Here is a 20,258-nt window from a genome sequence, read left to right as displayed (position 1 = left end):
TCGGCGATGCGTCCCGCGGAGTTTTCGAAAAGCCAATGGCGTCAGGTGATCGGCAGACGCGGAAGCCCGCCTCTCTAATGGCCGAGATTCTTGATGTAGAGAGACAGGAGCTGGGTTTGCGAGGAAATGCCGAGCTTCCGATAGACGTTGCGGCGGTGGACTTTGACCGTGCCCGTCGAAATGCCGAGCTTCAATCCGATCGATTCGGAAGAATGGCCCTGGAGCACGAGTTCGATGATCGCCGCTTCCCGCTCGGTAAGATTGAGGTGCCGCCAGACCCCGTCTGCCGGAGGATGTGCCGCCTTCCGGCGGCCCCGGCCCTTTTTCGCGAGCGCCATATCGAAGCGACGGTCGAGTTCCGCCCAATGATGGCGCACGAGGGCCGCCACCAGCAGCTCCGCCTTCTTCAGCAAAGCGAATTCCGTCGCGCTGAAGACCCCCGTCGCCTCCCGCCGCATCAAGGAGAGGACGACGGTGACCTGTTCGCTGACCGGCACGAAGAAGCCGACCTCCTCGGCAAGCCCCGTCTGGACGTAGTAGGTCCGGTAGTATTCGCTCGAGAAAAAGCGGTCGGGCGCCAGTTCGCGCATGCGCCACACGCCGGGCTTGGGGGCACGAGCGGCGTGATAGAACGGATCGAGCAGATAAGGTCCGGCCTGATAGAGGCTCACGAAGAGCACGTGATCCTCGGCGTCGAACGTACTGTAAAGGTCGAGCGGCCGTTCTTTTCCGCGATAGGCGAAGACGACGACGTAATCGAATGTCATCAGGGTGGACATCAGTCCCCGGAATGTGCAGCCGACAGCCTCGTCATCCATCGGGGCGCCGTTCACCAGCGGCGCCATCGCCTGAAAAAGTCTGTCGAGGTCGATGCCCAAACGGTTCTCCCGGGTCGCTCCGCCGCTCTGGGGTATACTCCTCCCACAGGGCATTCTGGGTTGAAATACCTCTCTTGGGGTATATACCGGCCCGGGCGATTTTGACTAGGCTATCCGATAATGACGGTGGAAGCGGCGGTGCATGAACCGCGAGCAATTCCAAGAACGACCGCAGGGAACAGACGTGACATCCGCTTCGACGAACGACATCGAATTCCGTTCGGTCGCCAAACGCTATGGCAGCGTAACGGCCGTATCGGACATCAACCTGACGGTGCCGAAGGGCGCCTTCGTTGCGCTGCTCGGCCCATCCGGCTGCGGCAAGACCACATGCCTGCGCATGATCGGCGGCTTCGAGCAGCCGAGCGAAGGCATGGTCTATATCGGCGGCCAGCCGATGAACGGCGTGCCTGCCTATCGCCGGCCGGTCAACATGGTGTTCCAGCAATATGCGCTTTTCCCGCATCTCGATGTCGAGCAGAACGTCGCCTATGGCTTGAGGCAAATGCGTCCCCGCATCCCGGCCGCCGAGATCACCCGGCGTGCTCAGGAGGCGCTGGAGATGGTCCGCCTCGGCGGCTTCGGCAAGCGCCGGATCCACGAAATGTCCGGCGGACAGCAGCAGCGCGTGGCGCTCGCCCGCGCCATCGTCAACAAGCCGAAGGTGCTGCTCCTCGACGAGCCGCTCGCAGCGCTCGATAAGAAGCTGCGCACCGCCATGCAGATCGAACTGCAGAGCCTGCAGCGCGAGCTCGGCATCACCTTCGTGCTCGTCACGCACGATCAGGAAGAGGCGCTCTCGATGAGCGACTTCGTCTGCGTCATGAGCACCGGCCGCATCGTGCAGATCGGACCGCCGCAGGAGATCTACGACCGCCCGGCAAGTCTCTTCGTCGCCGACTTCGTCGGCAAGGCCAACCGCATCGCCGGGTCGATCGAACCCGGCGCCGGCGCGGTCCTCCTCGCCAATGGCGTCGGACTTGCCAAGCCCGCCCGAGCCAACGGCACGGCGGGCCCGGTCATGGTTGCGCTGCGCCCGGAGGCGATAAGCCTGGTGCGTGACGGCAGCGCTGCGCTGCGCGGCACGGTGACCCACCGTATCTTCCTGGGCTCGTCCGTCGAATATTCGGTCGAGGTCGAGGGCCTCGGAGATTTTCTCGTTACCGCAGACCGCCGCAGCCTGAACGACAGCGATCTCGCCGAGCCGGGCGAAAGGATCGGGCTAAGCTTCGACCCGAATGCAATGCATGTCTTTCCGGCCTGAAGGGCCCGATCTGCCGCAATCAATTGACGTCAACGATAAGGGAACAGCATCATGACCAAGTGGTACAGAGAGAATGCCCCGATCACCGCGGACAAGCTTGCCGACGAACTGATGCGCCTGAAGCGCGGCTCCGTTTCGCGTCGTCACTTTCTCGGCGTCACCGGCCTCGGCCTCGCGACGGCCGTATTGGCGCGCCAGCCCGGCCTCTTCAACTCCGCCGCTTACGCCGCCGGCGACCTCGGCACGCAGATGTCGATCGCCACCTGGCCGAACTATCACGATCCCGCCACCTTCGAAGCCTTTACCGCCGCGACCGGCGTTGCGGTCGAAGTCAACGTCTTCGGTTCCAACGAGGAAATGCTGGCGAAGCTGCAGGCGGGCGGCACCGGCTGGGACCTCTTCGTGCCCACGAACTACACGATCTCGACCTATGTGAAGCTCGGCCTGATCGACGAGCTCGATCTCTCCAAGCTGCCCAACTACGACGCCTCGACGGAAAATGGGCGCTTCACCAATGAAGGCATCGTCGACGGAAAGACCTATGCCGTACCGAAGAACTGGGGAACCACTGGGATCGCGGTGAATTCCGACAAGATCAAGGCGCCGGTTGCGAGCTGGAAGGACTTCTTCGAGGTCGCGATGACGGAAGCCGACGGCCGCGCCATGGTGCACGACTATCAGCTGACCACCATCGGCAACGCGCTGGTCTCGCTCGGCTTTTCCTTCAATTCGGTCAAGCCCGAAGAGCTCGCCAAGGCCGAAGAGTTGCTGATCAAGGTCAAGCCGCATCTCTATGCCATCAACAGCGACTATCAGCCCTCGATGCGCGCGACCGATGCGTGGATGACCATGTGCTGGACCAATGACGGGGCCCAACTCAACCGCGACATGCCGGAGATCAAGTTCGTGCTCGGCAAGGACGGCGGCGAGATCTGGTCGGACTTCTATGCGATCCCGAAGAGTGCAGCGAACAAGCCCGCGGGCTACGCGTTGCTCGATTTCCTGATGACCCCGGAAAATGCCGTTAAAGAACACATCGCCAACGGCGCGCCGACGACCGACAGCCGCGTCATGAAGCTGCTCCCGGCCGATGTCACCTCGAACAAGATCGTCTATCCGGACGAAGCGGCCCTCACCCCGCTCGAATTCGGCGCTGCCGTGACGCTGACGGATCCCGGCCGCGCCGAGCTGATGGCGCGCTTCAAATCGGCTTGAACATACGGGCAAGATCGCCCCTCATCCCGCTGCCGCGACCTTCTCCCCGTTTAACGGGGAGAAGGACACAAGCCGCGACGCCCCAGTCCCCTCTCGCCGCCTGCGGGGAGAGGGTTAGGGTGAGGGGCAGTTTCATTCCAGTTCACGGACAAACCATGCAGGCAGCAACGAACACGAAGAGGAAACTGGTTACGGCGGCGCTGATTGCGCCGGCGGCCGCGTGGCTCACCGTCTTCCTGGTTCTCCCATTCATCGCCATGCTCGTCTTCGCCTTTGGCGAGCGGGCGCCTGAAGGCGGATACCAGCCGGCCTTCACCTTTGCGCAGTTCGCCAATCTGCCGACTCGCGCGGCCGCCTTCTGGAATACGCTGATGCTCGCCCCGGCCGGCGCCCTGCTCTGCCTCATCGTCGCCTATCCGGTCGCCTATTATCTCGCCGTCAAGGCAAATCCGCGCTACCGCCTCATACTCGTCTCGCTCGTCGTCGTTCCTTTCTGGACAAGCCTGCTCGTGCGTACCTATGCCTGGATGTACATCCTCGGCTCGCGCGGCATTCCCAATCTCCTGTCGATGATCGGCATCGAGGACGTCCGCATGCTGAATACGCCCGGCGCCGTGCTGCTCGGCATCGTCTACGGCTATCTGCCGCTGATGATCATGCCGATCTATGTGAGCCTGGAAAAGCTCGACCGCCGCCTGCTGGAGGCTTCCGCCGATCTCGGCGGCAAGCCCGTCTCCACCTTTCTGGGCGTCACTCTGCCGTTGTCGCTGCCGGGGGTCATGACGGGCGTCGCGCTCGTCACCATCCTGCTTCTCGGCGAGTATCTGATCCCGCAGCTGCTCGGCGGCGGCAAGGTCTTCTTCATCGGCAATGCGCTGGTCGATCTCTTCCTGCAGTCTCGGAACTGGCCCTTCGGATCGGCGATCGCCGTGACACTCGTCGCCGTCGTCGTCGTCGTGCTCATGGTGGCGATGCGAATCGCCTGGAAGGTCGCAGGAACAAGACAGGTGGATCTCGTCTGATGCGCGCCTTCATCTCCTCCGTCTATCTCTTCCTTTATGCGCCGATCGCCCTGGTCGTGCTCTTCTCGTTCAATGCCGGCCGCAATGCGAGCGAGTTCACGGGCTTTTCGCTCGCCTGGTACGGCAAGGCGCTCGGCAACACGTTTCTCGTCTCGGCGCTGCAGAACAGCCTGATCATCGCCTTCACCAGCGCCACGCTTGCCGCCGTCTTCGGCACCATGGCAGCGCTCGGCATGGAACGGCTTGGCTCCCGCATGCGCGCGCTCTTCGATGCTCTCTTCGCCGCGGCGATCGTCGTCCCGGGCGTCGTCATCGGCATCGCGACGCTGGTCGCACTCGTCGCTGTCTTCTCCTTCGTCAACCCGACGATCGCAGCCCTCTGGCCGGGCGATCAGCCGCCGCAACTGGGACTCGGTTACGGCTCCATCATCGCCGCCCACGGGCTCTTCTCGATGGCGCTCGTCACCATGATCGTCAAGGCGCGCATCGCGAGCCTCGGCCGCGACATCGTCGAGGCGTCGGGCGACCTCTATGCGACGCCGCTCACCACTTTCCGGCTGATCGTGCTGCCGCAGATCCTGCCGTCGATCCTCGCGGGCTTTCTCCTCGCCTTCACCTTCTCCTTCGACGACTTCATCATCGCCTTCTTCGTCGCCGGCTCGAAGACGACCCTGCCGATCTATGTCTTCGCCTCGATCCGCCGCGGGGTGACGCCGGAAATCAACGCGATCGCGACCCTGGTCCTGGTCGCCTCGCTGTTCCTTATCCTGACCGCCCGCGTGCTCATGCGCGAAAAGAAAAGCAAATCCGGGGAGTGAAACCATGATCCTGAATGACCGGATCGCGATCGTGACCGGAGCGGGCTCCGGAATCGGCCGGGCGGGCGCCGCCATCATGGCCCGCGAAGGCGCCCATGTGGTCGTCGTCGACCGCAGCGTGGAAGCCGCGGGCGAAACCGTGGCGGCGATCGCCACCAGGGGCGGCAGCGCTGAAGCGCTCGCGGTCGACGTCACCGACGACGAAGCGCTTGCGGACGGCATCGCCGATGTCCTCTATCGGCACGGGCGGATCGACATACTGCACAATCACGCCGGCGCGCAGGTCGCCGGCGACCTGGAAAAGGTCGAGGTGGCGGGTTTCGACCGGTCCTGGAACCTCAACGTCCGCGCCCATTTCATGGCCGCCCGCCTCGTCATGCCCTCGATGAAGGCGGCCGGTCGCGGCGTGATCGTCAACACGTCGTCCTCATCCGGCGTCCTCTACGATCGTGAGATGATCGCCTATACGACGACGAAACACGCGGTCATCGCCATGACGCGGCAGATGGCGGGCGACTATGCGAAATACGGTGTCAGGGTGAACGCTCTCTGCCCCGGCTGGGTCGACACGCCCTTCAACGAACCCTTCATCGACCAGATGGGCGGGCGCGAGGCCATCGAAGCCTATATCCGCGAGAGGGTTCCGCTCGGCCGCTGGGCGAGCGTCGACGAGATCGCCGAGTCGATCCTCTTCCTTGTTTCCGACCGTTCCTCCTACATGACCGGACAGATCCTCGTGGTGGACGGGGGCGAGACGGTGGTCTGATCGCTGAATCATCTCTCGATGGATTGGCCGCAGACCTCTGATTCGACTCGTAAAACTCACCTTCGCTCAACTTCCGCCTGAAGCCCTTGAATCAGTTCTTCAGCTTGAGCCGCCGGCGCGTCTCGCTGGGGCTTTCGCGATAATGCGCGCGATAGCTGCGCGAAAATGAAGACGACGAGTTGAAGCCGGAAATCGCCGCGATGTCGGCGAACTCCATCCGCGTTTCGATCACCTTGCGCCGCGCTGCGTTCAGCCGCAGCGCCAGATAGTGTTCGTGCGGCGCGACGCCCATGGTCTCCTTGAAGAGATCCTGAAGGTGCCGGGCGCTGACCCCCACGCGGCGCGCCAGCCGCGCGAGCGTCAGCGGAGCCTCGACCGTTTCTTCCATCAGCTTGACCGCGGCGCCGACGCGAGTCTCGAGAATGCGCATGTTGCCGATCGCGGGTACCTGCAGGAGGTCGCCGCGGGTGCGTTCCTGCTCGTAGATGAAGAGGCGCGACACTTCGAGCGCCAGCGAATAGCCGTGCGCGCGGCGGATCAGTTCCAGCATCAGGTCCAGCGTCGGCAGCGAGCCGCCGGTGGTGATGCGTTTTCGGTCGATGACGAAACGCTCGCGCACCATCGTCACCTGCGGATAGGCGGCGGCGAAATCCTCGAAATCCTCCCAATGGGTGGTGGCCGAGAAATTGTCGAGGAGGCTCGTCTCCGCCAGCAGCCAGGAGCCGGATTCGATTCCGGCCATCATCTCCCGGTGCCGCGCCGTCTGCGACAGGAGCATCTTGAGCTGCGAGGTGGCGCTGCGCTGCCAGTGGTAGCTGGAAAGCACGAAGAGCGGCGCCGTCTCGCGCTGCGGGCGGAAGGCGCCGGCCACCGGGACGGGAATGCCGCTCTTCGTCTCGATCGCCCTCCCGTCCGGACTGAACAGGCTCCAGCTGTAAAGCGTGCGCCCGGCGATACGATTGGCGGCGCGCAACGGTTCGACAACCGATGCGACAAGGATGAGATTGGTCTCCGGCAAGACCAGAAGGTCGATATGCTGCGCCTGCGCGATGCTGCTGTCCACGACAAAACTTCCTCCAGAGAATTCCGATAATGTATAGGATGCTTCTCTTAATGCAAAGCAACGCGGCATTTTCTGGCCCGTAATACGGGCAACGAAAGGGAGGACATCAATGCCGCTCAGCATGAACCGCGAGGTGTTCATCACATGCGCCGTCACCGGCGCCGGAGACACCGTCTCGAAATCCAGCCACGTTCCGGTCACGCCGAAACAGATCGCTGAATCGGCGATCGAGGCCGCCAAGGCGGGTGCCGCGGTCGTCCACTGTCACGTCCGCGATCCCGACACCGGCGCGCCTGCGCGGCGGCTCGATCTCTACAGGGAGGTGACCGACCGCATCCGCTCCGCCGACATCGACGTGGTGCTCAATCTGACCGCCGGCATGGGCGGAGACCTCGTATTCGGTAACGTCGAGAGCCCCTTCCCCGTCAACGAGAAGGGCACGGACATGGCCGGCGCCACCGAACGCGTCGCGCATGTCGCCGAATGCCTGCCGGAAATCTGCACGCTCGACTGCGGCACGATGAATTTCTCGCTCGGCGATTACGTCATGACCAATACGCCGTCGATGCTGCGCGAGATGGCACGGCAGATGACCGCACTCGGCGTGCGTCCGGAGATCGAGGCCTTCGATACCGGCCATTTGTGGTTCGCCAAGCAACTCGCCGAAGAAGGCCTGATCGAGGATCCGGTGCTGATCCAGCTCTGCATGGGCATTCCGTGGGGCGCGCCGGACGATCTCAACACCTTCATGGCCATGGTCAACAACGTTCCCTCGAACTGGACCTTTTCCGCCTTCTCGATCGGCCGCAACGCCATGGCCTATCCCGCTGCCGCAATCCTTGCCGGCGGCAACGTCCGCGTCGGCCTGGAAGACAATCTCTATGTCGGCAAGGGCCAGCTCGCGACCAATGCCCAGCTCGTGGAGAAAGCGGTTTCCGTCGTCGAGAGCATGGGCGCGAAGATCATCGGTCCGGAGGAGGTCCGCAGGAAGCTGAAGCTGACGAAGCGGTAACAAGACCCCTCCCAACCCTCCCCATAAGGGGAGGACTTGACCTGCCGCGGCAGGCGCCACCTGTCCCTCCCCTTTGTGGGGAGGTCGGTCCCGAAGGGATCGGGAGAGGCTCTTACGACATTTTGAATGGAGAGGGGAATGACCACAATCACCAGGGCCGCCTGTATCGGCGGCGGCGTCATCGGCGGGGCCTGGGCTGCGCGTTTTGCGCTTGCAGGAATAGACGTCAACATCTTCGACCCGCATCCGGAAGCCGAGCGCATCATCGGCGAGGTCATGGCCAACGCGGAACGCGCCTATGGCATGCTGACCATGGCGCCGCTTCCGCCGCGCGGCAAATTCACCTTCTGCAAGAGCGTTCAGGAAGCAGTCGAGGACGTTGACTGGATTCAGGAAAGCGTGCCCGAACGGTTGCCGTTGAAGCGCGGCGTCATCAACGAGATCGATGCCGCCGCCCGGCCCGACGCCCTCATCGGCTCCTCCACTTCGGGCCTGCTCCCGTCCGACCTGCAGGCCGAGATGAAACACCCCGAACGCATGTTCGTGGCCCATCCCTATAACCCGGTCTACCTGCTGCCGTTGGTGGAGCTCGTCGGCGGCAAGAAGACTTCGCCGGAAACGATCGGGCGCGCCGAGGAAGCGGTCGCCGAGATCGGCATGAAGGGCGTCGTCATCGCCAAGGAGATAGAGGCCTTCGTCGGCGACCGCCTGCTCGAGGCGCTGTGGCGCGAAGCACTCTGGCTGATCCAGGACGACATCTGCGATACCGAGACGCTCGACGACGTCATGCGCTATTCCTTCGGCATGCGCTGGGCACAGATGGGTCTCTTCGAGACTTATCGCATCGCCGGCGGCGAAGCGGGCATGCGCCATTTCCTCGCCCAGTTCGGCCCTTGCCTCAAATGGCCCTGGACGAAATTCACCGACGTGGTCGATCTCGACGACGCGCTCGTCGAGAAGATCGGGGCCCAATCGGACGCGCAGGCAGCCGGTCGCTCCATCCGCGAACTCGAACGCATCCGGGACGAAAACCTCGTCGGCATCATGCATGCCTTGAAGGCCGGCGACGGCGGCAAAGGCTGGGGTGCCGGCAAGCTGCTCGCCGATTTCGAGAAGCGGCTTTGGGAAAAGGGCGGCAGTCCGTCGAAGAGCCTGGACGCGTCCGGGCCGCTGCGTCTGGTCGATACCAGGGTCAACGCCGCCTGGGTCGACTACAACGGCCACATGACAGAGCATCGATACTTACAGCTCTTCGGCGACACCTCGGACGCACTGCTCAAGTTGATCGGCGTCGACTTCGCCTATGTCGAGGCCGGCCACAGCTATTACACGGTCGAGACCCACATTCGTCATCTCGGCGAAGCCAAGCTCGGACAGGCGCTCTATACGACCCTGCAGCTTCTTTCGTCGGACGAGAAGCGCATTCACTTCTTCACGCGCATTCACGATGCGGCGTCGGGCGACGTCATCGCCACCGCCGAACAGATGATGCTGCATGTCGACGCCAAGGCCGGCAAGTCCGTGCCGGCACCGGCGGAGGTGATGGCCAAGCTGAAGCCGATCGCGGAAGGTCATGCGAAGCTGGACGCGCCCGAGGGCGCGGGACGGCATGTGGGGCAGAAACGGTGATGGCGATGCTGGCGGGATAAGAGCCCCTCATCCGCCTGCCGGCACCTCTCCCCGTCCCAAGGACGTCCCGACGGGGAGAGGGATAGTCCTCGGATTAGCCCGAGGAGAGGGGCACCGCCCGAGAGCCCGCAGCAGATCGTTGAGGAGCGATCTGCCGCGCGGACCAGAATTGACGAGGGAGAACAATGAATTTCGCACTGACCGAAGAACAGCAGATGATCGTCGACACGGTCCGCACCTTCGTCGAGACCGAGATCTATCCGCATGAGAACGAGGTCGAGCGGACCGGCGTGGTGCCGCGCGAACTCGGGCTGGAAATCGCCCGCAAATGCAAGGAACTCGGCTTCTTCGCCTGCAACTTCCCGGAAGAGGTCGGCGGCGCCGGCCTCGACCATCTGACCTTCACTCTGGTCGAGCGCGAGCTCGGCCGCGGGTCCATGGGCCTCACCGTCTTTTTCGGGCGGCCGTCCGGCATCCTGATGGCCTGCAACGAGGATCAGCGGGAGCGATACCTGCTCCCCGCCGTCCGCGGCGACAAGTTCGACGCGCTCGCCATGACCGAACCGGATGCCGGCTCGGACGTGCGCGGCATGAAATGCTTCGCACGGCAGGACGGCGACGACTGGATCGTCAACGGGACGAAGCACTTCATCAGCCATGCCGACATTGCCGATTTCGTCATCGTCTTCGTCGCCACCGGCGAGGAGCAGACGCCGCGCGGACCGAAGAAGAAGATCACCTGTTTCCTGGTCGATCGCGGCACCCCCGGCTTCGAAATCCGCGAAGGCTACAATTCCGTCTCGCATCGCGGCTACAAGAACTGCATCCTCACTTTCGACGACTGCCGGCTGCCTTCCGCCCAGATTCTCGGCGAGGCCCATAAAGGCTTCGATATCGCCAACGACTGGCTCTACGCCACGCGCCTGACCGTGGCGGCCACCTCCGTCGGCCGCGCCCGTCGCGCCTTCGATTACGCACTCTCCTACGCGGCCGAGCGCAAGCAGTTCGGCAAGCCGATCGGCGCCAACCAGGGAGTCTCCTTCAAGCTTGCCGACATGATCACCGAGATCGACGCGGCCGACCTTCTGACACTCTCGGCCGCCTGGCGGCTCGACCAGGGCCTGCCGTCCAACCGCGAGATCGCTTCGGCCAAGGTCTTTGCCACCGAAATGCTCGCCCGCGTCACAGACGAGGCGATCCAGATCTATGGCGGCATGGGACTCATGGACGACCTGCCGCTCGCCCGCTTCTGGCGCGACGCCCGCGTCGAGCGCATCTGGGATGGGACGTCCGAGATCCAGCGACACATCATCAGCCGCGATCTGCTCCGGCCGCTGGGGGCTTGAGCGATGGGCGAGCTTCCGCAAATTACCCCCCTCTGCCCTGCCGGGCATCTCTCCGGCGCACTCCACGGGGGCGCGGCATGACCCCCACTCCCCGCTCCCTCGACCGTCTCATCCGCCCACGCTCCATCGCCGTCTTCGGCGGCAAGGAGGCGCGCCGCGTCATCGAACAATGCGACAAGATGGGCTTTGCCGGCGACATCTGGCCGGTCCACCCGCGCGAGGAAGAAATCCTCGGCCGCCGCTGCTACCGCTCGGTGTCCGACCTGCCGAGGGCGCCGGATGCTTCCTTCGTCGGGGTCAACCGCGCGCTCACGATCGAGATCATCCGCGATCTCGCCGCGCGCGGCGCCGGGGGTGCCGTCTGCTACGCCTCCGGTTTCCGCGAGGCGGCAAACGAGCTTACCGACGGCAACGACCTGCAGGAGGCGCTCGTCGCGGCGGCCGGCGACATGCCGATCGTCGGGCCCAACTGCTACGGTTTCATCAACATGCTGGACGGCGCGCTGCTCTGGCCCGACCAGCACGGCATGCTTCGGGTCGAACGCGGCGTCGCGATCCTCACGCAATCTTCCAACATCGCCTGCAACATCTCCATGCAGAAGCGCGGGCTGCCGCTGGCCTATGTCATGACGGCCGGCAACCAGGCGCAGACGGGCCTTTCCGACATCGCCTGCGCCGTGCTCGAGGATCCGCGCGTCACCGCCGTCGGTCTTCATATCGAAGGCTTCGACAGCATCGAGGCGTTGGAAAGGCTTGCCGCCCGCGCACGCGAGCTGCGCAAACCCGTGGTCACGCTGAAGGTCGGGAAATCGGAAGCAGCCCAGCTTGCAACCGTCTCCCATACCGCCTCGCTAGCCGGCAACGACCGGGTCTCCTCGGCCCTGCTCGCCCGCCTCGGCATCGGCCGCGTCGATACGCTGCCCGAGTTGCTCGAAACCCTGAAGCTGCTGCATCTTCATGGGCCGCTGCCCAGCGCCGATATCTCCTCGATGAGCTGTTCGGGCGGCGAGGCATCGCTGATGGCGGATGCCGGCGTCCGGCGCAAAGTCAATTTCCGGGCACTCAGGGAGGAACAGCGCCAGCCGCTGCGCGAAAGCCTCGGCGAAATGGTGACGATCGCCAATCCGCTCGACTACCACACCTTCGTCTGGGGAAATCGCGAGAAGCAGACGGCCGCCTTCACGGCCATGATGCGCGGCGGCTATGCCCTCAACCTGATCGTGCTCGATTTCCCGCGGCTCGACCGATGCGACGCGGCCGACTGGGTCACGACCTGTGAGGCGACCATCGATGCGACGAAGGCTACCGGCGCGGTCGCCGGTATCGTTGCCAGCCTAGGCGAGAACATGCCCGAGGAAACCGCTCTCTCGCTGGTGTCGGCGGGCGTCGTGCCCTTCTTCGGCATCGACGAGGCGCTCGCCGCCATCGAGACCGCCGCTGCGATTGGCGCGATCTGGGCAAAGCCCGCAGCACCTCCCCTCCTCCGCTCGCGTCCCGAGGGAGGCGAGATCGTCACCCTGAGCGAAGCCGAAGCGAAGGCTGAGCTCGCGGCAGCGGGCGTCATCGTTCCCGGTGGCAGGAGCGCCGCCACAGTCGAGGAAGCCGCAGCGGCGGCCGAGGCCCTCGGCTTCCCCGTGGTCCTCAAGGGCCTCGGCGTGGCGCACAAGACCGAAGCCGGTGCGGTCAAGGTCAATCTGACAAGCCGTCAGGAGGTCATCACAGCGGCGCGAGGCATGGCTGCGGTCGCCTCCGGTTACCTCGTCGAGAAGATGATCGCCAGGCCTGTGGCGGAGCTGATCGTCGGGGCGATGCGCGACGCGGTCGCAGGTCCGGTGCTGACGATCGGCGCGGGCGGAATTCTCGTCGAATTGCTCGAGGATTCCGCGATCCTCACGCTGCCGGTCACCGAAGAGATGATCCGCGATGCGATTGCGGGCCTGAAGATCGCCAAGCTGCTCGACGGCTATCGCGGCAATCCCAAGGGCGATATCGCCGCCTTGGCGGGAACTGTCGCTGCCGCGGCATCCTATGTCGTTGCAAACGCTTCCAAACTCGAAGAACTCGATATCAATCCTATAATGGTGCTGCCGGACGGCCACGGAGCCGTTGCCGCCGACGCCCTGATCCGCCGGAGGAAATGAGCCCATGACCGGACCGATCCTTACGCGCCGCGAAGGCGGCATTCTCGAAGTCACGATCGACCGGCCGAAGGCCAACGCCATCGACCTGAAGACCAGCCGCGTCATGGGCGAAATCTTCCGCGATTTCCGGGACGACCCGGCGCTCAGGGTCGCGATCATCACCGGCGCCGGCGAGAAATTCTTCTGCCCCGGCTGGGACCTGAAGGCGGCCGCGGAAGGCGATCCAGTCGATGGAGACTACGGCGTCGGCGGTTTCGGCGGGATGCAGGAGCTGCGCGACCTCAACAAGCCCATCATCGCTGCCGTCAACGGCATTTGTTGCGGTGGCGGCCTGGAGATCGCGCTTTCGACCGACATCATCCTCGCAGCCGAACATGCGAGTTTCGCACTCCCGGAAATCCGCTCGGGCACGCTCGCCGATGCCGCTTCGATCAAGCTGCCGAAGCGAATCCCCTACCATATCGCCATGGACATGCTGCTCACCGGCCGCTGGCTCGACGTGGTCGAAGCGAACCGCTGGGGCTTCGTCAACGAGATCCTGCCGGCCGGACGGCTGATGGACCGGGCTTGGGAACTGGCGCGCCTGCTCGAAAGCGGCCCGCCGCTCGTCTATGCCGCAATCAAGGAAGTGGTCCGCGATGCCGAGGGCCGGGACTTCCAGACGACCATGAACAAGGTCACCCGTCGCCAGTTCAGGACAGTCGATGTCCTCTATTCGAGCGAGGACCAGCTCGAGGGCGCCCGCGCCTTTGCGGAGAAGCGCGACCCGGTCTGGAAGGGACGCTGAGATACGCGGCCTCTTCGGCCGCGGACAGAGTGGAAGCCGGAGGATGCCGGCCTTCAGCGTGACGCGTCGCGAGCACCGGCGCGTGCGGCTGAGCAGTCTTTCCATAAGACATGCTTATGGAAAAGATTTATAATTTAGGACGTTACAAGCCACGTCCAAGCGTTTAGCCTTATGGGTGAACAACGCGGATAACGCGCAAAGAGACGACAAGGAGGTCAGGATAGAGACGATCCCGGTGGACTGCAAACCACCTCCGGCCATCTCGACCGATGGCAAATACGCGAACACTCTACCAATCACAACGAACGGCGAATGCCGGCTGAAGAAGGGAACAGGGGAATGAGCGATTACAAAGACTATTTGGCACGTCAGGTCATGCTCGGCAAAATGAACCGGCGTGAATTTCTCGGACGCGCCGCCGCCCTCGGCATTGCTGTGTCTACGGCGAATACGCTCTTCGCGTCGAGCGCCGCGGCGCAGGAGCCGAAGCGCGGCGGTCACCTGAAGCTCGGCCTCGAAGGGGCAGCCGCCACCGATTCGCGGGATCCCGCAAAGGCGCTGTCGCAATTCATGTTCGTGGTCGGCCGGAACTGGGGCGACATGCTCGTCGAGAGCCACCCGACGACCGGCGAACCGGTGCCGGCGCTTGCAGAATCCTGGGAGCCCTCCGCCGACGCCGCCACCTGGACCTTCACGATCCGCAAGGGCGTCAAATTCCACGACGGTAAGGAACTGACGATCGACGACGTCATCAAGACCCTGCAGCGACACACGGACGAAAAGTCCGAGTCCGGCGCGCTCGGCGTGATGAAATCCATCAAGGAAATCAAGGCCGACGGCGACAAGCTCGTCTTGACGCTGACGGAGGGCAATGCGGACCTGCCGCTGCTGCTGACCGATTATCACCTCATCATCCAGCCGAACGGCGGCACGGACAATCCCGACGCGATGATCGGGACCGGCCCCTATAAGGTCGCAAGCTTCGAGCCGGGCGTACGGGCCACATTCGAAAGGAATGCCGACGACTGGCGCACCGATCGCGGCTATGTCGATTCCGTCGAACTGATCGCGATGAACGACGCGACGGCGCGCATCGCGGCGCTGTCCTCGGGCCAGGTTCACTTCATCAACCGCGTCGACCCAAAGACGGTCAACCTGTTGAAGAAGGCGCCGACCGTGGAAATCCTCAACACGTCGGGCCGAGGACATTACGTCTTCATCATGCATTGCAACACGGCGCCGTTCGACAACAACGACCTGCGCATGGCGCTGAAATACGCGATGGATCGCGAGACGCTGGTACAGCGCATTCTTGGCGGCTACGGCAAGGTCGGCAACGACTTCCCGATCAACGACACCTATGCGCTCTTCCCCGAAGGTATCGAGCAACGCGCCTACGATCCGGACAAGGCGGCATTCCACTACAAGAAATCCGGCCATAGCGGTCCGGTGCTGCTGCGCACCTCGGACGTCGCTTTCCCGGGCGCGGTCGATGCCGCCGTCCTCTACCAGGCGAGCGCCAAGAAGGCGGGCATCGAGATCGAGGTCAAGCGCGAGCCGGGCGACGGCTATTGGTCCAACGTCTGGAACGTCCAACCCTTCTCGACATCCTATTGGGGCGGGCGTCCGACCCAGGATCAGATGTACTCCACCGCCTATCTCTCGACAGCCGACTGGAACGACACCCGCTTCAAGCGTCCGGATTTCGACAAGATCCTGCTCGAAGCGCGTTCCGAGCTGGACGAAGCGAAGCGCAAGGACATGTACCGCACCATGGCGATGATGGTGCGCGACGAAGGCGGCCTGATCCTGCCGATGTTCAACGACTTCGTGAACGCGGCCGGCAAAACGGTGAAGGGCTACGTCCACGACATCGGCAACGACATGTCGAACGGCTATGTCGCGACCAGGGTATGGCTGGACGCCTGATGATGGAAAGCGGACCGATCACGGGTCCGGTCGTGACGGATGCGACCGCAGGCGAGACAGCCCTGCGGTCCCCCGATCTTTCCGGTGCCCCAGCCAAACCCGACCCGGCCGCCGACGAGCTCGGCGGCACGTTCTGGCGGCGCTTCGCCTTTCGCCGTCCTCTCGCGGCGCTGATCCTTCAGCGCCTGGGACTGAGCGTCGGCCTGCTCTTCGCCGTGTCGCTGATGATCTTCGGCGGCATCGAGGCGTTGCCAGGCGATTTCGCCACCACCTATCTCGGCCAGTCGGCGACGCCGCAGGCCGTCGAGAACATCCGCAAGGATCTCGGGCTCGACCGCCCCTGGAGCGAGCGCTATCTCAGCTGGCTCGGCGGCGCGGTGCAGGGTGATTTCGGCACGTCCTGGGCGAGCAGGAATTCCGTCAGCGAGCAGATCGGCAACCGCCTCGGCAACTCGCTCTTCCTGGCTTTCTTCGCGGCGCTCGTCTCCGTACCGCTGGCCGTGGGGCTAGGGATGCTCGCGGTGCAATTCCGCAACCGCCTGCCTGACAAGATCATCAACGTGATATCGCTTGCGGCGATCTCGCTGCCGGAGTTCTTCATCGGCTATCTGCTGATCATGTTCTTCGCCGTCAAATGGGGGGTCGCCACCTTCCCGGCCACCGTCTACGCCAGCATGGGCTTCATGGACCGCCTTTCGGCGATCGCACTTCCGGTCGCGACCCTCGTGCTCGTGGTCCTCGCCCATATGATGCGCATGACGCGCGCGGCCATCCTAAACGTCATGTCGTCGGCCTACGTGGAGACCGCCGAACTCAAGGGGCTCGGCACGTTCCGCATCATCGCGCGCCACGCCGCCCCCAATGCCGTGGCCCCGGTCATCAACGTCATCGCGCTGAACCTTGCCTATCTGGTCGTCGGCGTCGTCGTGGTCGAAGTCGTCTTCGTTTATCCCGGCATGGGGCAATACATGGTGGATGCCGTGACGGTGCGCGACATGCCCGTCGTGCAGGCGTGCGGGCTGATCTTTGCGGCCTTCTACATCTTCCTCAACATGGCGGCCGACATTCTCGCCATTCTCGCCAATCCGAGACTGAGGCACCCGCGATGAACCTGAAATCCATTCCACTCAGTGCCTGGGTAGGCATCATCGGCATCGCGATCGCGCTTCTGTGCGCTCTCTTCGCGCCCGTTCTCGCGCCCTTCGGCGAGCGTGAGGTGGTCGGCGAGATCTGGCTCCCGGCCGGCGGCGATTTCCTGCTCGGCACGGACAATCTTGGCCGCGACCTGCTCTCGCGCCTGATCTACGGTGCCCGCACGACCATCTTCGTGGCGTTGGCGGCAACCGTGCTCTCCTTCGCTCTCGGCATGATCCTGAGCTTCACCGCAGCCGTCACCGGCGGCTTCGTCGATCAGTTCTTCTCCCGCTTCAACGATCTGATGATGGCGGTGCCGACGCTGATCTTCGCACTCGTCGTTCTCGCGGTGCTGCCGCAGCATCTGTGGATCCTGGTCCTCGTCATGGCCGTGCTCGACTCGACGCGTGTCTTCCGCATCGGCCGCGCCGTCGCCCTCGATGTCGCGGTGATGGAATTCGTCGAGGCTGCGCGGTTACGCGGCGAAGGCAATGTCTGGATCATCTTCCGGGAAATCCTGCCGAACACGCTGTCGCCGCTGCTCGCCGAGTTCGGTCTGCGCTTCGCCTTCTCGATCCTGTTCCTCTCCACCCTCTCCTTCCTCGGCCTTGGCATCCAGCCGCCGGCCGCCGACTGGGGCGGCATGGTCAAGGACAACAAGGATGGCATCATCTTCGGCATATCGGCCGCGCTCATCCCGGGCGGAGCGATCGCCGCCCTCGCCATCTGCGTCAATCTCGTCGTCGACTGGCTGATGAAGCGCACCTCGAGCCTGAAAGGAGGCCGCGGCGATGCCTGAGCTGCTTTCCGTCAAGAACCTGAAGATCGAAGCGACGAGCTATCCGCCGGGCGAACCGCCGAAGGTGGTGACGCTGGTCGAGGGCGTTTCCTTCGATCTCGAAAAAGGCAAGGTGCTCGGTCTCATCGGCGAGTCCGGTGCCGGCAAGTCGACCATCGGCCTTTCGGCGCTCGCCTATGGCCGCGGCGGCGTGAGAATCACCGGCGGTGAGGTGCTGCTCAACGGCCGCGACATCCTGAAGCTCGGCCGCAGCGGCATCAACGCGGTTCGCGGGCGCAATGTCTGCTACGTCGCGCAGTCCGCCGCAGCCGCCTTCAACCCGGCGCACAAGCTCGGCGATCAGGTGATCGAGGCGTCGGTCCGTCACGGCGTCATGAGCCGTGAAGAGGCGAACAGGCGCGCGCTCTATCTTTTCGAGGTCCTCGGCCTTCCCAATCCGGAGACCTTCGGCGACCGCTATCCCCACCAGGTGTCGGGCGGGCAGTTGCAGCGCGCCATGACCGCCATGGCACTCTGCCCCAATCCGGAACTGATCGTCTTCGACGAGCCGACCACGGCGCTCGACGTGACGACCCAGATCGACGTGCTCGCGGCCATCAAGCACGCGATCGAAGAGACCGACACGGCGGCCCTCTACATCACCCACGATCTTGCGGTCGTCGCCCAGATCTCCGACGACATCATGGTGCTGCGTCACGGAAAGACCGTGGAATACGGCACCACGAAGCAGGTGATCGAGGCCCCGAGGGAAGAATACACCCGCGCCCTCGTCAGCGTCCGCCAGGAAAAACGCGTCGAGGCCCCGGACCAGACCGGCGCGCTTCTCAAGATCGAACATGTGCATGCCGGCTACGCCAACGGCTTCAAGGTGCTGCACGACGTCTCGATGCACCTGCCGAAGGGGCAGACGCTTGCAGTCGTCGGGGAGTCCGGATCGGGCAAGTCGACGCTCGCACGCGTCATCACCGGCCTGCTGCCGCCGAGCGAAGGGCGCATCACCTTCGAAGGAAAGGAACTGCCGAAAGCCTTGAAGGGGCGAACCAACGACGAGCTTCGGCGGATCCAAATGATCTATCAGATGGCCGATACGGCGATGAACCCGCGCCAGACTGTGCGCGATATCGTCGGCCGGCCGCTCTCCTTCTACTTCGGAATGCATGGCGCCAAGAAGACCGAGCGGGTGAAGGAATTGCTCGACCAGATCGAAATGGGCACCCGCTTCCTCGATCGTTATCCGGCCGAGCTTTCCGGCGGACAGAAGCAGCGCGTCGCGATCGCCCGGGCGCTTGCCGCCCAACCGGAACTCATCCTTTGCGACGAGCCGACCTCGGCGCTCGATCCGCTGGTGGCGGAGGGGATTCTGAACCTGCTTCTGAAGCTGCAGGAGGAAACCGCCGTTTCCTACGTCTTCATCACCCATGACATAGCGATCGTCCGGGCAATCGCCGACAGCGTCGCCGTAATGCATCGCGGCCGGCTGGTGCGCTTCGGTCCGAAGTCTAAGGTCCTTTCGCCGCCCTTCGACGACTATACCGATCTGCTTTTGAAGTCGGTTCCCGAAATGGAAATCGGCTGGCTGGAAAAGGTACTGCAGACGCGACGGATGGAGAGCGCCGGCAATTGAGTGCGCGTGGCGGCCGCCACGCGCACTCGTCAGTATTCTGCGGGAATGGTCAGCACTTCGGCCTCCGGCGTCTCCAGGAAGCGCCGGACCGCAGAGGGCAGATGCCGCGACCCGAAAGGAAGCAGCCCGCAGCGCGAAAGCATCTGGCGCTTGTCCGGATCCAGCCCGATATGCCGCCAGATCATCCGCGAGGCGTAGGGCAGGTTCTCCTTGCGCCACGAGACCCCCATGGTGGTGCCGCGCAGATAGACCCGCTGGTGCACCTCGAAGGGCATCAGGATCGTCTGCGCCAGCATCGACGCCTGCCCCACGGTGCGCTCGGCTATGAAGATGCGGTTTCGCCAGAAGGTGACGAGGCCGACATATTTCGAGAACTGTTCGATCTCGTTCGCCTTGTCGCGAATGCGCTCGATCGATTTCACCCGGATCGAGCCGCCTTCCTCATAGATATGCGCGCAGGAACAGACCACGAAGCCGGGCCAGGAGAGCGAAAGGTGATAGGTCTGGTAGTAGCCGAAATGGTGGCGAAGGGCTGCTGCATCGCCCGGGAACCCTTCGAGGAGCTGCCCCGCTTCCAGCCGGTGCCGCTCGGGGCGGATCATACGCGCCTCGAACAGCTTGGGTGAGAGCGAAAAATCCTCAGCCGCAAGTCCGAAGAACGCGGCAATCCGTTGCACGTTGTGCGCCGAAGGCCGCGCCTCGCCGTTGATGTAGCGGTTGAACTGCTGACGGTTGATGCCGATCTCGCGGCAGATCTGGGAGATCGAGCGCCGCGTCGCACAGGCAAAACGCAGATTTGTTACGAATGTGTCGTCCGGCTGCAAGTGCTCC

General features: G+C 63.9%; 17 protein-coding genes. 14 read left to right on the top strand and 3 right to left on the bottom strand.

Annotated elements, in window-relative coordinates; all coding sequences use genetic code 11:
* Positions 1–74: 74 nt before the first annotated feature.
* On the bottom strand, positions 75–878 hold the full coding sequence (locus CN933_RS01775) for a helix-turn-helix transcriptional regulator (RefSeq protein ID WP_018095520.1): 804 nt from the start codon (positions 876–878) through the stop codon (positions 75–77).
* 142 nt (positions 879–1,020) lie between these two features.
* On the opposite strand from CN933_RS01775, the gene CN933_RS01770 reads away from it, so the two are divergent.
* The 5 genes from CN933_RS01770 (at position 1,021) to CN933_RS01750 (ending at position 5,963) form a co-directional block, all read left to right on the top strand.
* The gene (locus CN933_RS01770) at positions 1,021–2,142 is read left to right on the top strand and encodes an ABC transporter ATP-binding protein (protein WP_018095521.1); all 1,122 of its coding nucleotides are present in this window, start codon (positions 1,021–1,023) and stop codon (positions 2,140–2,142) included.
* Positions 2,143–2,193: 51 nt separating this feature from the next.
* On the top strand, positions 2,194–3,357 hold the full coding sequence (locus tag CN933_RS01765; protein ID WP_018095522.1) for a polyamine ABC transporter substrate-binding protein: 1,164 nt from the start codon (positions 2,194–2,196) through the stop codon (positions 3,355–3,357).
* A 155-nt stretch (positions 3,358–3,512) separates the two neighbouring features.
* Entirely contained in the window at positions 3,513–4,379 is an 867-nt protein-coding gene (locus CN933_RS01760) for an ABC transporter permease (protein WP_018095523.1), read from the top strand.
* Positions 4,379–5,197: an ABC transporter permease gene (locus CN933_RS01755; protein WP_018095524.1), complete on the top strand. Its 819-nt coding sequence runs from the start codon at positions 4,379–4,381 to the stop codon at positions 5,195–5,197. The genes CN933_RS01760 and CN933_RS01755 overlap by 1 nt, the downstream gene beginning before the upstream one ends.
* A 4-nt stretch (positions 5,198–5,201) precedes the next feature.
* On the top strand, positions 5,202–5,963 hold the full coding sequence (locus tag CN933_RS01750; protein ID WP_018095525.1) for an SDR family NAD(P)-dependent oxidoreductase: 762 nt from the start codon (positions 5,202–5,204) through the stop codon (positions 5,961–5,963).
* Positions 5,964–6,054: 91 nt separating this feature from the next.
* On the opposite strand, the gene CN933_RS01745 is transcribed toward CN933_RS01750, so the two are convergent.
* Positions 6,055–7,026, bottom strand: a complete 972-nt coding sequence (locus CN933_RS01745) for a GlxA family transcriptional regulator (RefSeq protein WP_018095526.1) — start codon at positions 7,024–7,026, stop codon at positions 6,055–6,057.
* 109 nt (positions 7,027–7,135) lie between these two features.
* On the opposite strand from CN933_RS01745, the gene bcoG reads away from it, so the two are divergent.
* The 9 genes from bcoG (at position 7,136) to CN933_RS01700 (ending at position 19,427) form a co-directional block, all read left to right on the top strand.
* Complete coding sequence (bcoG, locus tag CN933_RS01740) at positions 7,136–8,038, top strand: 3-dehydrocarnitine:acetyl-CoA trimethylamine transferase BcoG (RefSeq protein WP_018095527.1); 903 nt, start codon at positions 7,136–7,138, stop codon at positions 8,036–8,038.
* 138 nt (positions 8,039–8,176) lie between these two features.
* Positions 8,177–9,667, top strand: coding sequence for a carnitine 3-dehydrogenase (locus CN933_RS01735; protein ID WP_018095528.1), 1,491 nt, complete (start codon positions 8,177–8,179; stop codon positions 9,665–9,667).
* Positions 9,668–9,852: 185 nt separating this feature from the next.
* Positions 9,853–11,013: an acyl-CoA dehydrogenase family protein gene (locus CN933_RS01730; RefSeq protein ID WP_018095529.1), complete on the top strand. Its 1,161-nt coding sequence runs from the start codon at positions 9,853–9,855 to the stop codon at positions 11,011–11,013.
* Between the two features lie 77 nt (positions 11,014–11,090).
* The gene (locus CN933_RS01725; RefSeq protein ID WP_018095530.1) at positions 11,091–13,154 is read left to right on the top strand and encodes an acetate--CoA ligase family protein; all 2,064 of its coding nucleotides are present in this window, start codon (positions 11,091–11,093) and stop codon (positions 13,152–13,154) included.
* 4 nt (positions 13,155–13,158) lie between these two features.
* Positions 13,159–13,941, top strand: coding sequence for a carnitinyl-CoA dehydratase (locus CN933_RS01720; RefSeq protein WP_018095531.1), 783 nt, complete (start codon positions 13,159–13,161; stop codon positions 13,939–13,941).
* Between the two features lie 339 nt (positions 13,942–14,280).
* Entirely contained in the window at positions 14,281–15,870 is a 1,590-nt protein-coding gene (locus CN933_RS01715) for an ABC transporter substrate-binding protein (RefSeq protein WP_018095532.1), read from the top strand.
* Positions 15,855–16,979 carry an ABC transporter permease gene (locus CN933_RS01710; RefSeq protein ID WP_018095533.1) on the top strand — a complete coding sequence of 375 codons (1,125 nt, stop codon included), beginning with the start codon at positions 15,855–15,857 and terminating at the stop codon, positions 16,977–16,979. Before CN933_RS01715 ends, CN933_RS01710 begins: the two co-directional genes overlap by 16 nt.
* Positions 16,976–17,803 (top strand): ABC transporter permease, encoded by an 828-nt coding sequence (locus CN933_RS01705; RefSeq protein ID WP_018095534.1) that lies wholly within the window; start codon positions 16,976–16,978, stop codon positions 17,801–17,803. The genes CN933_RS01710 and CN933_RS01705 overlap by 4 nt, the downstream gene beginning before the upstream one ends.
* Positions 17,796–19,427 (top strand): ABC transporter ATP-binding protein, encoded by a 1,632-nt coding sequence (locus tag CN933_RS01700; RefSeq protein ID WP_018095535.1) that lies wholly within the window; start codon positions 17,796–17,798, stop codon positions 19,425–19,427. The genes CN933_RS01705 and CN933_RS01700 overlap by 8 nt, the downstream gene beginning before the upstream one ends.
* A gap of 29 nt (positions 19,428–19,456) precedes the next feature.
* Here the strand turns inward: CN933_RS01700 and CN933_RS01695 are convergent, their stop codons facing one another.
* Positions 19,457–20,251 carry a helix-turn-helix domain-containing protein gene (locus CN933_RS01695; protein WP_018095536.1) on the bottom strand — a complete coding sequence of 265 codons (795 nt, stop codon included), beginning with the start codon at positions 20,249–20,251 and terminating at the stop codon, positions 19,457–19,459.
* Positions 20,252–20,258: the final 7 nt, after the last annotated feature.

The organism is Sinorhizobium sp. M4_45 (genome assembly GCF_002885915.1).
Taxonomy (GTDB): Bacteria; Pseudomonadota; Alphaproteobacteria; order Rhizobiales; family Rhizobiaceae; genus Sinorhizobium; species Sinorhizobium meliloti_A.
The sequence above is the reverse complement of the archived record's forward strand: the minus strand, read 5'-3'. Positions and strand labels throughout refer to the sequence as shown.

Bases quoted from the DNA above. Each gene is read 5' to 3' on its own strand.
- CN933_RS01770 (WP_018095521.1), top strand. From the start codon at position 1,021: ATGAACCGCGAGCAATTCCAAGAACGACCGCAGGGAACAGACGTGACA.
- CN933_RS01765 (WP_018095522.1), top strand. From the start codon at position 2,194: ATGACCAAGTGGTACAGAGAGAATGCCCCGATCACCGCGGACAAGCTT.
- CN933_RS01760 (WP_018095523.1), top strand. From the start codon at position 3,513: ATGCAGGCAGCAACGAACACGAAGAGGAAACTGGTTACGGCGGCGCTG.
- CN933_RS01755 (WP_018095524.1), top strand. From the start codon at position 4,379: ATGCGCGCCTTCATCTCCTCCGTCTATCTCTTCCTTTATGCGCCGATC.
- CN933_RS01750 (WP_018095525.1), top strand. From the start codon at position 5,202: ATGATCCTGAATGACCGGATCGCGATCGTGACCGGAGCGGGCTCCGGA.
- bcoG (WP_018095527.1), top strand. From the start codon at position 7,136: ATGCCGCTCAGCATGAACCGCGAGGTGTTCATCACATGCGCCGTCACC.
- CN933_RS01735 (WP_018095528.1), top strand. From the start codon at position 8,177: ATGACCACAATCACCAGGGCCGCCTGTATCGGCGGCGGCGTCATCGGC.
- CN933_RS01730 (WP_018095529.1), top strand. From the start codon at position 9,853: ATGAATTTCGCACTGACCGAAGAACAGCAGATGATCGTCGACACGGTC.
- CN933_RS01725 (WP_018095530.1), top strand. From the start codon at position 11,091: ATGACCCCCACTCCCCGCTCCCTCGACCGTCTCATCCGCCCACGCTCC.
- CN933_RS01720 (WP_018095531.1), top strand. From the start codon at position 13,159: ATGACCGGACCGATCCTTACGCGCCGCGAAGGCGGCATTCTCGAAGTC.
- CN933_RS01715 (WP_018095532.1), top strand. From the start codon at position 14,281: ATGAGCGATTACAAAGACTATTTGGCACGTCAGGTCATGCTCGGCAAA.
- CN933_RS01710 (WP_018095533.1), top strand. From the start codon at position 15,855: ATGGCTGGACGCCTGATGATGGAAAGCGGACCGATCACGGGTCCGGTC.
- CN933_RS01705 (WP_018095534.1), top strand. From the start codon at position 16,976: ATGAACCTGAAATCCATTCCACTCAGTGCCTGGGTAGGCATCATCGGC.
- CN933_RS01700 (WP_018095535.1), top strand. From the start codon at position 17,796: ATGCCTGAGCTGCTTTCCGTCAAGAACCTGAAGATCGAAGCGACGAGC.